This window comes from Brachybacterium nesterenkovii (genome assembly GCF_900163655.1).
GTDB classification, from domain to species: domain Bacteria; phylum Actinomycetota; class Actinomycetes; order Actinomycetales; family Dermabacteraceae; genus Brachybacterium; species Brachybacterium nesterenkovii.
The window spans coordinates 1-13,638 of sequence record NZ_FWFG01000116.1 but is presented as its reverse complement, the minus strand read 5'-3'; the positions used below and the strand labels follow the sequence as shown (position 1 = coordinate 13,638).

The 13,638-nt window shown below is 72.0% G+C and carries 11 protein-coding genes and 1 tRNA gene; 3 read left to right on the top strand and 9 right to left on the bottom strand.

Features of this window, described 5'->3' with window-relative positions; all coding sequences use genetic code 11:
• Positions 1-83: 83 nt before the first annotated feature.
• On the bottom strand, positions 84-602 hold the full coding sequence (rplJ, locus tag FM110_RS13270; RefSeq protein ID WP_087105225.1) for a 50S ribosomal protein L10: 519 nt from the start codon (positions 600-602) through the stop codon (positions 84-86).
• Positions 603-1,314: 712 nt separating this feature from the next.
• On the opposite strand from rplJ, the gene adhE reads away from it, so the two are divergent.
• On the top strand, positions 1,315-4,131 hold the full coding sequence (gene adhE / locus FM110_RS13265) for a bifunctional acetaldehyde-CoA/alcohol dehydrogenase (RefSeq protein WP_087105224.1): 2,817 nt from the start codon (positions 1,315-1,317) through the stop codon (positions 4,129-4,131).
• Between the two features lie 265 nt (positions 4,132-4,396).
• Here adhE and rplA read toward each other — a convergent pair whose 3' ends face one another.
• The 5 genes from rplA to FM110_RS13240 form a co-directional block, all read right to left on the bottom strand.
• A complete protein-coding gene (gene rplA / locus FM110_RS13260; protein WP_087105223.1) occupies positions 4,397-5,116 on the bottom strand; it encodes a 50S ribosomal protein L1 in 720 nt (239 codons plus the stop codon).
• Between the two features lie 5 nt (positions 5,117-5,121).
• The gene (gene rplK / locus FM110_RS13255; RefSeq protein ID WP_087105222.1) at positions 5,122-5,553 is read right to left on the bottom strand and encodes a 50S ribosomal protein L11; all 432 of its coding nucleotides are present in this window, start codon (positions 5,551-5,553) and stop codon (positions 5,122-5,124) included.
• Between the two features lie 165 nt (positions 5,554-5,718).
• The gene (gene nusG, locus FM110_RS13250) at positions 5,719-6,645 is read right to left on the bottom strand and encodes a transcription termination/antitermination protein NusG (protein ID WP_087105221.1); all 927 of its coding nucleotides are present in this window, start codon (positions 6,643-6,645) and stop codon (positions 5,719-5,721) included.
• An 80-nt stretch (positions 6,646-6,725) separates the two neighbouring features.
• Positions 6,726-6,992: a preprotein translocase subunit SecE gene (gene secE, locus FM110_RS13245; RefSeq protein WP_087105220.1), complete on the bottom strand. Its 267-nt coding sequence runs from the start codon at positions 6,990-6,992 to the stop codon at positions 6,726-6,728.
• A gap of 64 nt (positions 6,993-7,056) precedes the next feature.
• Positions 7,057-7,129: transfer RNA gene (locus tag FM110_RS13240), tRNA-Trp, on the bottom strand.
• 279 nt (positions 7,130-7,408) lie between these two features.
• Between FM110_RS13240 and FM110_RS13235 the strand changes: the two genes are divergently transcribed.
• Positions 7,409-8,653: a pyridoxal phosphate-dependent aminotransferase gene (locus FM110_RS13235; RefSeq protein ID WP_234992480.1), complete on the top strand. Its 1,245-nt coding sequence runs from the start codon at positions 7,409-7,411 to the stop codon at positions 8,651-8,653.
• Positions 8,650-9,726 carry an adenosine deaminase gene (locus FM110_RS13230; protein ID WP_087105219.1) on the top strand — a complete coding sequence of 359 codons (1,077 nt, stop codon included), beginning with the start codon at positions 8,650-8,652 and terminating at the stop codon, positions 9,724-9,726. The genes FM110_RS13235 and FM110_RS13230 overlap by 4 nt, the downstream gene beginning before the upstream one ends.
• A 6-nt stretch (positions 9,727-9,732) precedes the next feature.
• Here the strand turns inward: FM110_RS13230 and galK are convergent, their stop codons facing one another.
• The 3 genes from galK to FM110_RS13215 form a co-directional block, all read right to left on the bottom strand.
• The gene (gene galK / locus FM110_RS13225) at positions 9,733-10,953 is read right to left on the bottom strand and encodes a galactokinase (RefSeq protein WP_087105218.1); all 1,221 of its coding nucleotides are present in this window, start codon (positions 10,951-10,953) and stop codon (positions 9,733-9,735) included.
• Positions 10,954-11,044: 91 nt separating this feature from the next.
• Entirely contained in the window at positions 11,045-12,094 is a 1,050-nt protein-coding gene (locus FM110_RS13220) for a lactonase family protein (RefSeq protein ID WP_087105217.1), read from the bottom strand.
• Positions 12,091-13,527, bottom strand: coding sequence for a threonine/serine exporter family protein (locus FM110_RS13215; RefSeq protein WP_159458093.1), 1,437 nt, complete (start codon positions 13,525-13,527; stop codon positions 12,091-12,093). The genes FM110_RS13220 and FM110_RS13215 overlap by 4 nt, the downstream gene beginning before the upstream one ends.
• Between the last annotated feature and the right edge of the window lie 111 nt (positions 13,528-13,638).

Sequence of the window (13,638 nt, the reverse complement as noted above, 5' to 3'; positions counted from 1 at the left end):
GCCCTCCCCTGCCGGGGAGCGCGGATGTCAGCGCTGACGCGCTGGGATGCGCGATGCGGGAACGATCACCCGAGCCCGAGGGCTCAGGCCGCTTCCTGCTTCGCACGCAGCGCGTCCACGGTGCGCGCGGTCTTCGACAGCGGCGCCTGGAACACGGCAGCGGCCTTGGACAGGGAGCCCTTCATGGCTCCCGCGGCCTTGGCCAGCAGGACCTCGCGGGACTCGAGGTCCGCGAGCTTGGTGACATCGGCCTCCGAGAGCTCCTTGCCCTCGAAGTACCCGCCCTTGAGGACGAGCTTGTCGTTGCCCTTGGCGAAGTCACGGAGGGCCTTCGCGGCCTCGACCGGCTCGCCCTTGATGAAGGCGATGGCGGTCGGGCCCGAGAGCTTGCCCTCGAACACGTCGATGCCGGCCTCACGGGCGGCGATCTCGGTGAGCGTGTTCTTCACCACGGCGTACTGCGTATCGGCGCCCAGCGCACGACGCAGCTCCTTGAGCTGCTTCACGCTGAGGCCGCGATATTCGGTGAGAACAGCGGCGTCGGACTCGCGGAACAGTTCCGTGAGCTCGGCGACGGCGTCCACCTTCTCGGGCTTCGCCATGGCCCTCCTTCCAGAGGTCTCGGACGCCGGCTGAGGGCCCGGAACGAGAAAAGCCTCGACGCGCAGGCGTCGAGGCTCGCGGCGCACAGGGCGGCCCTCATAAGAGGTCCACGTCGTGCGACGGTCGTTCGATTCACCTGCGCAGGCCGTCCCGTACGGGATTCCTTCGGTCGTCCTCGGGGTCGAGGGCGACGACCGGCGGTCTTCGGTGATGCCACCCTACCCCGTGCCGCCCGGCGCCTCCAGGACACGGGGAGCGCCGTGGCTCACATCCGCGTGAACCCCGCCACATCGCTCCGAGTGCCGCTCCTCCGCGGGACGTCGGTCCCCGTCGTCGCGATCTCTCGGCGTCGGGGCGCTGACGCCCCGAGCGGGCGGGGATCGGTGCGCTCCGAGGCCGCTTCGCGCCCACCATGCATCCTTCCAGCCAAGGCGCAGGTCAGAGCGGGACCCGAGTCCCCCGCCGTGTTTGGCGCAAAGGCTGAGAGGTGCATCACCCGTCGTCCGCTCCCCCCGGTGCGGCGTCCCCGCGAGCGACCGGGGGCCGCGGCGCCCGGAATCGAGAAACCGGCGCCGACCTGCGCTTTCCCCCTCGGCCGCGGCAACCCGCGGCGGAGCGTTGCCCTGCCCCCGCCCGTCCTCTAGCGTCGTCCTCGTCGACTCCGACGGAGCCGACGCCGTTCCCTCCGACACGAAGGACACGTCAGACACCATGGCAGCCCCTCGCACCGCGAAGACCGCCGACAGCGCGACGTCCACGGCCCCTGCCGCCGACTCCGCCAGCGCGTCCACCGCCGACATCGACCTCCTGGCAGCCCGAGGCGCCGAGGCCCTCTCCGCGTTCTACGACTACGACCAGAAGCGCATCACCGCCATCGTCCACGCGATGGCCCTCGCCGGCGTCGACCAGCACATGCCGCTCGCGAAGCTGGCCGTCGAGGAGACCGGCCGCGGCCTCTTCGAGGACAAGTGCGTCAAGAACCTGTTCTCCACGGAGTACGTCTGGAACTCCATCAAGTACGACCGCACCGTCGGCGTGATCCGCGAGGACGACCAGACCGGCATCACCGAGATCGCCGAGCCCGTGGGCGTCGTCGCAGGCGTCACCCCGGTCACCAACCCGACGTCGACCACGATGTTCAAGTGCCTCATCGCGATCATGACGCGCAACCCGATCATCTTCGCCTTCCACCCGAGCGCGCAGCAGAGCTCGGCCGCCGCCGCCAAGGTCATGTACGACGCGGCCATCGAGGCCGGCGCGCCCGCGAACTGCATCCAGTGGATCGAGAAGCCCTCGATCGACGCCACCAACGCCCTGCTGAACCACCCGACGATCGCGCTCACCCTCGCGACCGGCGGCTCCGGCATGGTCAAGGCCGCCTACTCCACGGGCAAGCCCGCCCTCGGCGTCGGCCCCGGCAACGTGCCGGTGTACATCGAGAAGACCGCGAAGATCTCCCGCTCGGTCAACGACCTGATCCTGTCCAAGACCTTCGACAACGGCATGATCTGCGCCTCGGAGCAGGCGATCTTCATCGACCAGGAGATCGCCGACGACGTCGTCGCGGAGTTCGTGAAGTACGGCTGCCACGTGGTCACCGAGGCCGAGCGCGAGAAGCTGCAGGCGTACATGATGACCGAGTCCGGGTCCGTCGTGGCCTCGGTCGTCGGCGCGAGCGCGCAGGCGATCGCCGAGGGCGCCGGGATCGACGTGCCCGCGGGTACCAAGCTGCTGCTGGTCCCGATCGACGGGGTCGGCGAGGAGCACCCGTTCTCCCGCGAGAAGCTGTGCCCCGTCCTGGCGATGAAGACGGTCTCGGGCCACGAGGAGGGCCTCGCGCTCTCCGAGGCGATGCTCGAGTTCGGCGGCCTCGGCCACACGGCCGTCGTCCACACCCGCGACGCCGCGCTGCAGCGCGAGTTCGGGCTGCGGATGAAGGCCTGCCGCATCATCGTCAACTCCCCCAGCGCGCTGGGCGGCATCGGCGACGTCTACAACGGTCTGATCCCCTCGCTGACGCTGGGCTGCGGCTCCTACGGGCACAACTCGGTGTCGCGCAACGTCTCGGCCATCGACCTCATCAACGTCAAGCGGATCGCAGAACGGCGGAACAACATGCAGTGGTTCAAGGTGCCCCCGAAGACGTACTTCGAGCGCTACTCGGTCCAGTACCTGCAGAAGATGCCCGCCATCAACCGCGTCTTCATCGTCTCCGATCCGGGCATGGTGCAGTTCGGCTACGTCGACGTGCTCATCGACCACCTCAAGAAGCGCAAGCAGGAGGTCGCCTGGACGATCTTCTCCGACGTCGAGCCGAACCCCACCTCGGAGACCGTCTTCAAGGGCGCCCAGCACATGCGGGACTTCGAGCCCGACTGCATCATCGCCCTCGGCGGCGGCTCTGCCATGGACGCCGCCAAGGGCATGTGGCTGTTCTACGAGGAGCCCGAGGCCTCCTACTTCGGCATGAAGCAGAAGTTCATGGACATCCGCAAGCGCTCCTACCGCTTCCCCAAGCTGGGCAAGAAGGCCCAGTTCGTGTCCATCCCGACCACCTCGGGAACCGGCTCGGAGTGCACGCCCTTCGCCGTCATCACCGACTCCGAGACCCACGTGAAGTACCCGATCGCCGACTACGCGGTCACCCCGCACGTGGCGATCGTCGACGCGCAGTTCGTCGACACGGTGCCGCGCCGCACCGCCGCCGACTCCGGCATGGACGCGCTGACGCACTGCATCGAGTCCTACGTCTCGGTCATGGCCAGCGACTACACGCGCGGCCTCTCGCTGCGCGCCGGGCAGCTCATCTTCGAGAACCTGCGCGCCGCGGTGCTGGAGAACGACCGCGACGCCAAGGAGAAGATGCACAACGCCTCGGCGATGGCGGGCATGGCCTTCGCCAACGCGTTCCTGGGGATCGTGCACTCGCTCTCGCACAAGTGCGGCGGCGAGTTCGAGCTGGCCCACGGCCGCACCAACGCGATCTTCCTGCCGCACGTGATCCGCTACAACGCGACACGGCCGTTCAAGCACGCGATCTTCCCCAAGTACGAGTCCTACCGGGCCGATCAGGACCTCGCGGACTTCGCGCGCTACATGGGCTTCGCCGCCTCGACCGTCGAGGAGGGCGTGCAGTCGCTCATCGACGAGGTCACGAAGCTCGCGACCGACCTGGGCATCGAGATGAGCCTGAAGGACAACGGCGTGACCGAGGAGCGCCTCGAGGCAGCGATCGACGATCTCGCCTACCGCGCCTTCGAGGACCAGTGCACCCCGGCCAACCCCAAGGAGCCGCTCGTGGCCGAGCTCAAGGAGCTCATCCGCGACGCCTACGAGGGAGAGGTCGGCTGGACCCGTACGCACGGCAAGTCCGTCGTGCACGCTCCGTCCGGCGAGGCCGACAAGCCCTCGAAGGCCCCGAAGGCCGCCAAGAAGTCGCCGGCCCGCACGCCCGCGATGGCCGAGGACACCGCCGATTGGGTCGATTCCATGGACCCCGAGGAGGAGCGGAAGAAGGGCAAGGCCTGAGCGAGGCCCTGACGCGCTGAGGCCCTGCGCTGAGGCCCTGCGGGGCTGACAGCACGCGGAGGGGCGGTGCCGACCACGGCGCCGCCCCTTCGCGCATCCCCGCGGGCACGCACCCCGCTCACGGGTGCCGAATGCCATGCTGCGGCTCATCGCAGGGCCCGGATGGGTCGCAGCATGGCGCTCGACCAGCGATCACGCGCACCGCAGAGACGACGACGCCCCCGCAGCCGTGGCTGCGGGGGCGTCGTGCGTCGTGCCGAGGCGATCAGGCCTCGTCGGTGTCCTCGGTGAGGTTGCGCGTACGGGTCACGTCGACCGGGATGCCCGGGCCCATGGTGGTGGACACGGTGATCTTCGTGATGTAGCGGCCCTTCGACGACGACGGCTTGAGGCGGAGGATCTCCTCGAGCGCGGCGACGTAGTTCTCCACCAGCTGCTGATCGGTGAACGAGGTCTTGCCGATGATGTAGTGCAGGTTCGCCGCACGATCGGTGCGGAACTCGATCTTGCCGCCCTTGATGTCGCCCACGGCCTTGGCCGTGTCCATCGTGACCGTGCCGGTCTTGGGGTTCGGCATGAGGCCGCGCGGACCCAGGACGCGGCCGAGCTTGCCGACCTTGCCCATCAGGTTCGGGGTGGCGACGGCCGCGTCGAAGTCGGTCCAGCCGCCGGCGACCTTCTCGATGAGCTCGTCGTCGCCGACCTCATCGGCGCCCGCGGCGAGCGCCGCCTCGGCCTGGGGGCCGGTGGCGAACACGATCACGCGAGCGGTCTTGCCGGTGCCGTTGGGCAGGTTGACCGTGCCGCGGACCATCTGATCGGCCTTGCGGGGGTCGACGCCCAGGCGCATCGCGACCTCGACGGACGCGTCGAACTTCGCCGGGGAGGTCTTCTGGGCCAGACGCACGGCGTCGAGCGGGGCGTAGAGACGACCCTCCTCGATCTTGGCGGCGGCGTCCTTGTAAGCCTTGCTGCGGAATGCCATCAGTCTCAGTCCTCCACCGTGATGCCCATGGACCGCGCGGTCCCGGCCACGATCTTCGCGGCAGCATCGATATCGTTCGCGTTCAGGTCGGGCATCTTGGTCTCCGCGATCTCGCGGACCTGAGCCATGGTCACCGAGCCCACCTTGTCGGTGTGCGGCGTGGCCGAGCCCTTCTGGAGGCCGGCGGCCTTCTTGATGAGCTCCGCGGCCGGCGGGGTCTTGGTGATGAACGTGAACGAGCGGTCCTCGTACACGGTGATCTCGACGGGGATGATGTTCCCGCGCTGGTGCTCGGTCGCGGCGTTGTACGCCTTGACGAACTCCATCATGTTGACGCCGGCAGCACCGAGCGCCGGACCCACGGGCGGGGCGGGGGTGGCCGCGCCGGCCTGGATCTGGAGCTTGATGATGCGCGCGACCTTCTTCTTGGGAGGCATTGCTCTTCCTTAACTCATCGTGGTCCGGGCGGGGCCGCTGGGCCCCTCCCACTGCTGGCGCCGCACGAGGCGGCGCCCTGCCGGCGCTCGCACGACCGGCCACCCGACGATAGCCGAGCCCCGCAGGGCCCGGCTATCGGTCAGGTCACACGGACGAGCGCCCGATCAGATCTTGGCGACCTGGTCGAAGGCCAGCTCGACCGGGGTCTCGCGCCCGAAGATGGACACGAGCACCCGGAGCTTGCGGTGCTCGGCGTCGATCTCGGCGATCGACGCGGGCATGGTCTCGAACGGACCGTCCATGACGGTGACCGACTCGCCGACCTGGAAATCGGGCATCTTCTGCGCGGCCTGGGCCTTCGCGGAGGACGACGAGGAGCGCTTCTTCTCGGGCAGCCCCGCCGACGGCGCGAGCACGGAGAAGATCTCGTCGAAGCTCAGCGGCGTCGGGTCGGTCGCATTGCCCACGAAGCCGGTGACGCCGGGGGTGTCGCGGACGACGCGCCACGAGCCCTCGGTCATCTCCATGCGGACGTACACGTAGCCGGGGATGCGCACGCGGCGCACGACCTTCTTCTGGCCGCCCTTGACCTCGGTCGCGTCCTCCATGGGGACCTCGACCTGGAAGATGTACTCCTCCATGTCCTGGGTCTCGATGCGCGTGGTGAGCTGGGTCTTCACGCGGTTCTCGTGGCCGGAGTAGGAGTGGATGACGTACCACTCGCCGGGGGCCGAGCGCAGCTGGCGGCGCAGGACCGCGACCGGGTCCTCCTCGGCCGGGGCCTCCGCGGCGCCGTCCTCCTCGCCCGCGGGCTCGTCGGCGCCGGGCTCAGCGCCCTCGGGGGCGGTCAGCTCGTCGACGACGCCGGCGACGGCGTCGGACTCGTCGATCGGATCGGCGGCGGCCTCGACGGGGGTGCCGGCGGCGGCACCGGCCTCGCGGTCGTCGGCGGCACCGAAGTCGAGGTCGGCCGAGCTGGTCTCGCCATCGCCCTCGGGCAGCTCGGAGACGGGCGCCTCCGCCTGCGAGGCGGAGAACGCCGGGGTGTCGGCGTCGTGCTCGGGAGTCTGGTCGGCGAAGTCGTCTGCCACCGTGAACCTGCTTTCTGTCCGGCTGTGGATCGTGGGGTCGGGTCCGCGGGGACCTCAGGGGCCGAGCGCGACGAGTCGGGTCAGGCCCCCGGGCCGCCGACCGTGAAGGCGAGGTCCGCGAGCCACCCGAAGGCGACGTCGAGCCCGAACACGAGGAGGATCATGAAGAGCACGAAGCCCAGCACGGTGACCGTGTAGACCCCGAGCTCGCGGCCCGTCGGGGCGACGACCTTGCGCAGCTCGGCGATGACCTCGCGCACGAAGCGGAGGATCGCGACGAACGGATTGCGGCTCCCCTCGGGCCCCTCCGCGCTGCGGGTCGGGGAGGTGTGCTCGCTGGTGCTCACGCCTGCATCCGTCCGATCTCGTCGAGGGCGACCGCTCCCACCCGGGAGTTCCCGGGCGGATGAGCAGGGCAGACAGGGCTCGAACCTGCAACCTGCGGTTTTGGAGACCGCTGCGCTACCAATTGCGCCACTGCCCTTCACCGGACCGTGCCGCTCGCAGCTCCTGCCGACCTCGTCCGGGGACGTCGTCAGCGGGAGTCCGAGCGTTCGGACCGAGGACCAGCATAGCGGCCGCGTCCGCGCCGTGCGAATCGCTCCGCCTCCCGTCGGGCCCGCGACGAGTGCGCCGCCTGCTCGGATCCGCGCGGACCGGGCAGGTCCCGCACCCCTTCGGGACCGCCTCCGACGAGGGCCGACGTCGCCGGATGCGGCCTGCGCGGTGGCCGCGCCGCCCGGGCTCTGCCACCATAGGTGAGGTGAACAGCACAGGCGCCGCCGCTCCCGCATTCAACCCGTCCCCTGCCGCCCACGGCCGCATCTCCCGTCGCATCGGCGCGATCGCGGAGTCCGCGACGCTCGCCGTCGACGCGAAGGCCAAGGCCCTCAAGGCCGCGGGCCGCCCCGTGATCGGCTTCGGCGCCGGCGAGCCCGACTTCCCCACGCCCGCGCACATCGTCGCGGCCGCCCAGGAGGCCGCCGCCGATCCGCGCAACCACCGCTACTCCCCCTCGGCGGGCCTGCCCGAGCTGCGCGCCGCGATCGCCGAGGCGACGCGGCGCACCGACGGCATCGACGTCGATCCGTCCCAGGTGCTCGTCACCAACGGCGGCAAGCAGTCCGTCTACCAGACCTTCGCGACGCTGCTGGATCCGGGCGACGAGGTGATCCTGCCCGCCCCGTACTGGACCACCTACCCCGAGGCGATCCGGCTCGCCGGTGCGCGCGAGGTCCCGGTGCTCGCGGGCGCCGACCAGGGGTACCTCCCCACGATCGCGCAGCTCGAGGCAGCCCGCACCGACGCGACGCGCGCCGTGCTGCTGTGCTCCCCCTCGAACCCCACGGGCGCCGTCATGGACCGCGAGCAGGTCGCGGAGCTCGGGCGGTGGGCGCTCGAGCACGGGATCTGGGTGATCTCCGACGAGATCTACCAGCACCTCACCTACGACGGCGCCGAGTTCACCTCGGTCCTAGCCGCCGTGCCGGAGCTCGCCGACACCTGCATGCTCCTCAACGGCGTCGCGAAGACCTTCGCGATGACCGGCTGGCGGGTGGGCTGGACCATCGGCCCGACCGACGTGATCGCGGCGGCCGCCAACCTGCAGTCGCATCTGACCTCGAACGTCGCCAACGTGTCCCAGCGCGCAGCGCTCGCGGCGCTCACGGGGCCGATGGACGCGGCGTGGGAGATGCGCGAGGCCTTCGACCGTCGGCGCCGCACGATCGTGGAGAGGCTCGCGGCGATCGAGGGCATGACCGTCCCGACCCCGCGCGGCGCCTTCTACGCCTTCCCCGACGTCACCGGGATCCTGGGCCGCGAGATCGCCGGCACCCGCGTCGAGACCTCCGCCGAGCTGGCCGCCGCGATCCTCGAGCACGCCGAGGTCGCCGCGGTCCCCGGCGAGGCGTTCGGCGCCCCCGGCCACCTGCGCTTCTCCTACGCCCTCGCCGACGCCGACCTCGTCGAGGGCATCGACCGCGTGGCCGCGCTCCTGGCCCGGTGAGCGCCGCGCCCGGGGCCGTCCGGGACCTCGCGACGCTGCCCAAGGCGCATCTGCACCTGCACTTCACGGGCTCGATGCGGCCCACCACGCTCGTGGAGATGGCCGCCGCGCGGCGCCTGCGTCTGCCGCGCGGCCTCGCGGAGTCCGAGGCGCTGCGCGTCGAGCCCGACGCCCGCGGCTGGTTCCGCTTCCAGCGCCACTACGACGCCGCGCGCGCCGTGGTGGACTCCGAGGCGGCCATGCGGCGCATCGTCCGCGAGGCCGCCGAGGACGACGCGGCCGAGGGATCGGTGCGCCTCGAGCTGCAGGTGGACCCCACCAGCTATGCGCCCTTCGTCGGCGGGCTCACCCCGGCGCTCGAGATCGTGCTCGACGAGGCGGCCTCCGCCCGTCGGGCCACCGGCGTCGACATCGGCATCGTCGTCGCGGCCTCCCGCACGCGCCACCCCCTGGACGCGCGGACCCTCGCGCGCCTGGCCGCCCGGCACGCCGGGGCCGTCGTGGGCTTCGGCCTGTCCAATGACGAGCGCCGCGGCACGACGGCCGACTTCGCGCCGGCCTTCCGGATCGCCCGCGATGCGGGGCTCGCGAGCCTCCCCCACGGAGGCGAGCTGCTGGGCCCGTCCCATGTCCGCGACGTGGTCGAGCATCTGGGGCCCGATCGTCTGGGCCACGGGGTCCGCGCGGCCGAGGACCCGGCGCTGCTCGAGCGGATCGTCGAGCTCGGCATCGCCCTCGAGGTCTGCCCCGCCTCGAACGCCGCGCTCGGGGTGTTCCGTTCCGCGGACGAGGTGCCCCTGCGCGCGCTGCTGGACGCGGGGGCGACCGTCGCGCTCGGCGCCGACGATCCGCTCCTGTTCGGCTCGCGCCTCCTGGACCAGTACGAGACAGCCCGTGCTCTCGGGCTCGACGACACCGCGCTCGCGGGCCTCGCGGCCGCCTCGATCCGGGCCTCGCGGGCCGATGAGGAGAGCCGGCGCCGGATGCTGCGGGGCGTCGACGCCTGGCTCGCCCAGGTGCCGGGCACCAGCGGAGATTCGGCGGCCGAGGTGCGCGCCGCGCAGCGCACGTGACGGGCGTCAGCGGTCCTGGCCGGCCCCGTCCTCGGGCAGCGCCAGGAAGAAGGCGGGCGTCCCGAGGCCCTCGCGCGCGAACGCGGCGGTGATCGCGGCGGCGACGGACTCCGCGGCATCGGCCTCGACGAGCGCGATGACGCTCCCGCCGAACCCGCCGCCGGTCATGCGGGCGCCGTGCGCGCCGGCCGCGCGGGCGGCATCGACCGCCACGTCCAGGGCGGGCACCGTCACCTCGTAGTCGTCGCGCAGCGAGTCGTGGGAGGCGTTCAGCAGGGCGCCCAGGCGCTCGACGCCCGCGCGCAGGTCCGTCGTGCGCAGCAGCTCGACGGTCTCCCGCACCCGCTGGATCTCCGTGACGATGTGGCGGGCGCGGCGGCGGACCGTCCCGTCCTCGATGCGCGCGAGCACCGCGTCGAGATCGGCCAGCTCGACGTCGCGCAGCGCGGGCACGCCGACCGCCGCGGCCGCCGCCTCGCTGTCGCGCCGCCGCGCGGCGTACTCGCCGTCGACGTGGGAGTGCTCGGCCTTTGTGTCGCAGATGAGCAGCGCGAGGCCCCCGGAGGCGAGGTCCCACGGCACGGGCGCGGTGGAGAAGTCCCGGCAGTCAAGCTCGAGCGCGTGCCCCGCCGTGCACAGCACGGAGGCCGACTGGTCGAGCCCGCCCGTGGAGGCGCCCGCGAACTCCGTCTCGGCGCGGATCGCGGCGCGCACCCGGTCCAGCGGCGCCGTGCCCAGCGACAGGAGGGACTCGAAGGCCTCCGCCGCCGCGCACTCGAGCGCGGCCGACGAGGACAGGCCCGCGCCGCGCGGGACGTGCCCGTCCACGAGGATGTCGGCCCCGCCCTGGCCCGCGCCGCGGAAGCGCTCGAGGGCCCACAGCACGCCGGCGACGTAGGCGCCCCAGCCGTCGACGTCGCCCGGCTCGAGATCGCTCACGTCGACGTCGATCGCCACGTCGCTCTGCACCGAGCGGAGGCGCAGCAGGTTCGTCGGCGTGCGCGCGGCCGCGATGAAGCAGCGGTGCGAGATCGCCATCGGCAGGCACAGCCCGTCCTGGTAGTCGACGTGCTCTCCGATGATGTTGACGCGCCCGGGCGCGGACCACACCCCGTCGCTCTCGTACCCGAACACCTCCGTGAAGTGGGCGGCGATCGCGTCCGCCGCCGCCTCGCGATCCGGCGCGGCGGACAGGGGGGACGAGGGCACGGCGGCGGGGACGGTCATCAGGACTCCGATCCGGTTCGGGGATGGTGCAGGTTAGGGGCGCGCGTCCGGCACCGCGATCAGGGCTGCGCCGGTCAGGGTCGCACCGGAATCAGGGGCGCGGCGCGATGCAGGCGACCGACGGTGCGGGCACCGGATCGGCGGCCGTGCCCAGGCGCATCCCGTCCCAGCGCAGCACGTCGATGCGGTCGCCCTCCTGCGCGGCGACGAGCATGAGCTCGGCCACGCGCGCGAAGTGCCGCGGCTCGGCGCCGACCTCGATCTCGGAGACGAGCTCCGGTCGCATCATACCGAGGCTGAAGGCGGAGATCGTGTTCGGGCCGCGGTTGGCGACGAACAGGTGGTTCTCGTGGCGGGAGACCTCGATGTGCGAGGGGCGGTTCTCCCCGTCGCGCCCGCTCGCGCGGAGCGGGCGACCTGCGCTGAAGGCGGGCCCGGGTTGCTCGGCGGTGGCCTCGATGCGGGTGAAGTCGACGATCTGGCCGCTGAGCTCGCACGCAACGTAGACCGTGCGGCTCTCGTGGTCGGCGGCGAGGTGGCGGGGGCCGGAGAAGCGGGGAGCGCTGATCTCGCCCGTCAGATCGATCGTCCCCGCGGGGTCCTGCTTGTACAGGTACACCCGGTCCATCCCGAGGTCGCTCACGGCCAGCAGCTCGGTGCCGGGCAGCACCACCGCCTGGTGCGGGTGCCCCTCGCGGGCCGGGCGGTAGGAGTCCTGGTCGCAGACGTCGAGCACCGCGACCGGTCGTCCCTCCTCGTCCAGGCGCACGACCTCGACGTGCCCGCTCGCGTAGTCGGTCACCACCAGGGTGCCCTCGCGCAGCCCGGGCGCCGCATGGCATCCGCCCGATCCGGTGAGCTCGAGGTCGCCGAGGACCTCGGCGCCCGCGCCGTCCGCGGCGACGCGCAGGGTGGTCAGGCGCGTCGGCGAGGTCTCCTGGACCACGTGCAGCAGCGTCCCGTCCTCGCTCCACAGCAGGAAGCTCGGGTCCTCGAGCTCGACGGTCGCGAGCTCGCGCATCGTCAGATCCGCGCGATTGAGCGCCCAGAGCGTCACCCCCCTCCCGCGGCCGCGGGAGGCCGACGTGTAGGCGCCGGTCGCGATGACGGCGGTGGGTGCGCTGGGGGCGCTGACAGTCATGGGGTCTCCTCCTGGTCCGCGGCCCGGTCGTGGCGGGGCTCGGACGGTTGCGACGTGGACGGCATTGTCCGCTCCGCTGCAATCGTAGACCCGCCGCGGCGGCCTCCCCGGGGACTCCCGGCCACCTGCCGACGGCGGCGCAGGGTGGTGAAGGGCGCGGCGATGACCGGTGTGAACGTGCTCACAGTGCGCCCGCTAGCGCCCAGCGCCCACGCCGCCAGGAGCTGGCCCAGGACGGCGCCGGCGGCGAGCGCGACCGCGACCTCGCCCGCCTCGAAGAGCTTCGCGGCGCCGGCGGTCAGATCCGTGCCGATGAGCAGGAGCCCGGCGTAGATGCGGCTGCCGGGGACCAGCGGGATCACGCCCGCCATGACGAAGGTGCGGGCCGGGGCCCGCACCTGCTGGGCCATGAGCACGGCGATCACGCCGGCGGCGAGCGAGGTCGCGCCGACCGCCCAGACCCGCTCGATCCCGGTATCGGTCAGGAGGTTCGCTCCCAGGGCGGAGACCGCGGCGATCACGGCGCACCACACGAGCGATCGCGGCGGGGTCTGGACGCTGATCGCGTAGCCGAGCCCCATGAGGGCGCCGGAGACCAGCACGACCGGGACCGAGGACAGGGAGACCGACATGGGGGCGCTGACCGAGAGATCGGCGCCCAGCAGGTCGGCGGCGAGCAGGCCGCCGCGGACGCCGACGATCAGGCCGACCGTGAGCATGATCGTCTCCAGCATCCGGGCCGACGCCGTCACGTACCAGCCCGTGATCGCGTCCTGCATCGCGCCGATCGAGGTGAGGCCGGCGAGCAGGATGATGAGGCAGGCCACCACGACGAGGGACGACGAGCGGGCGGGGTCGATGAGGTGGACCGCGATGGCGGCCGCGGCGGCGACGAAGCCCCCCGCGGCCTGCACGTAGAACAGGGGGATGCGGCGCCGCACGAGGGACTCGGTCTGGACGGCGAGGAACGCCGCCGTCGCGGTCGCGGCGAGCGTGACCAGGATCCCGGCGCCGAGGCCGTAGGCGGCCGCGCCGCCCATGAGCGCGAGCGCCGCGGCCACGAGCCACGACGGGTAGGACGGGGCCGCGGAGGGGACCAGCGCGATGCGCGCGGTGGACTCCTCGAGCGTCGCCGCGCCCTTCACGTAGTCCTCGGCGATCTGCTCGAAGGCCTCGAGCTTGGTGAAGTCCTGGATGCGGGCGCCCGCCGCGCGGATCCTCGTGAACGGGGCCGCCTCCGGGTCGGGCAGGTAGGAGATCGAGACCTCGTCGAAGGTGACGGTCACCGACACGTTGCGGATGCCCGAGGATGAGATGATCCGCAGCACCGTGGCGGTGACCTCGGAGGCCGCGGCCCCGTTGGTGAGCATCCCCTCGCCGATGCGAATCGCGAGGTCGAAGACCGCGTGCAGACGCGCCAGATCGGTAGCCACGCCAGGATCGTGCCACACTGTCGGTCGCATCCGCATTCCCGCCTGCGACCTGGGGAGGAACCCATGAACCAGCCCGACTCCAGCGCCCCCGCGGCCCCCTCGTCCCCCTCC

Coding starts and splice junctions, on each gene's coding strand:
- rplJ (WP_087105225.1), bottom strand. CDS start 602: ATGGCGAAGCCCGAGAAGGTGGACGCCGTCGCCGAGCTCACGGAACTG.
- adhE (WP_087105224.1), top strand. CDS start 1,315: ATGGCAGCCCCTCGCACCGCGAAGACCGCCGACAGCGCGACGTCCACG.
- rplA (WP_087105223.1), bottom strand. CDS start 5,116: ATGGCATTCCGCAGCAAGGCTTACAAGGACGCCGCCGCCAAGATCGAG.
- rplK (WP_087105222.1), bottom strand. CDS start 5,553: ATGCCTCCCAAGAAGAAGGTCGCGCGCATCATCAAGCTCCAGATCCAG.
- galK (WP_087105218.1), bottom strand. CDS start 10,953: ATGACCGTCCCCGCCGCCGTGCCCTCGTCCCCCCTGTCCGCCGCGCCG.
- FM110_RS13220 (WP_087105217.1), bottom strand. CDS start 12,094: ATGACTGTCAGCGCCCCCAGCGCACCCACCGCCGTCATCGCGACCGGC.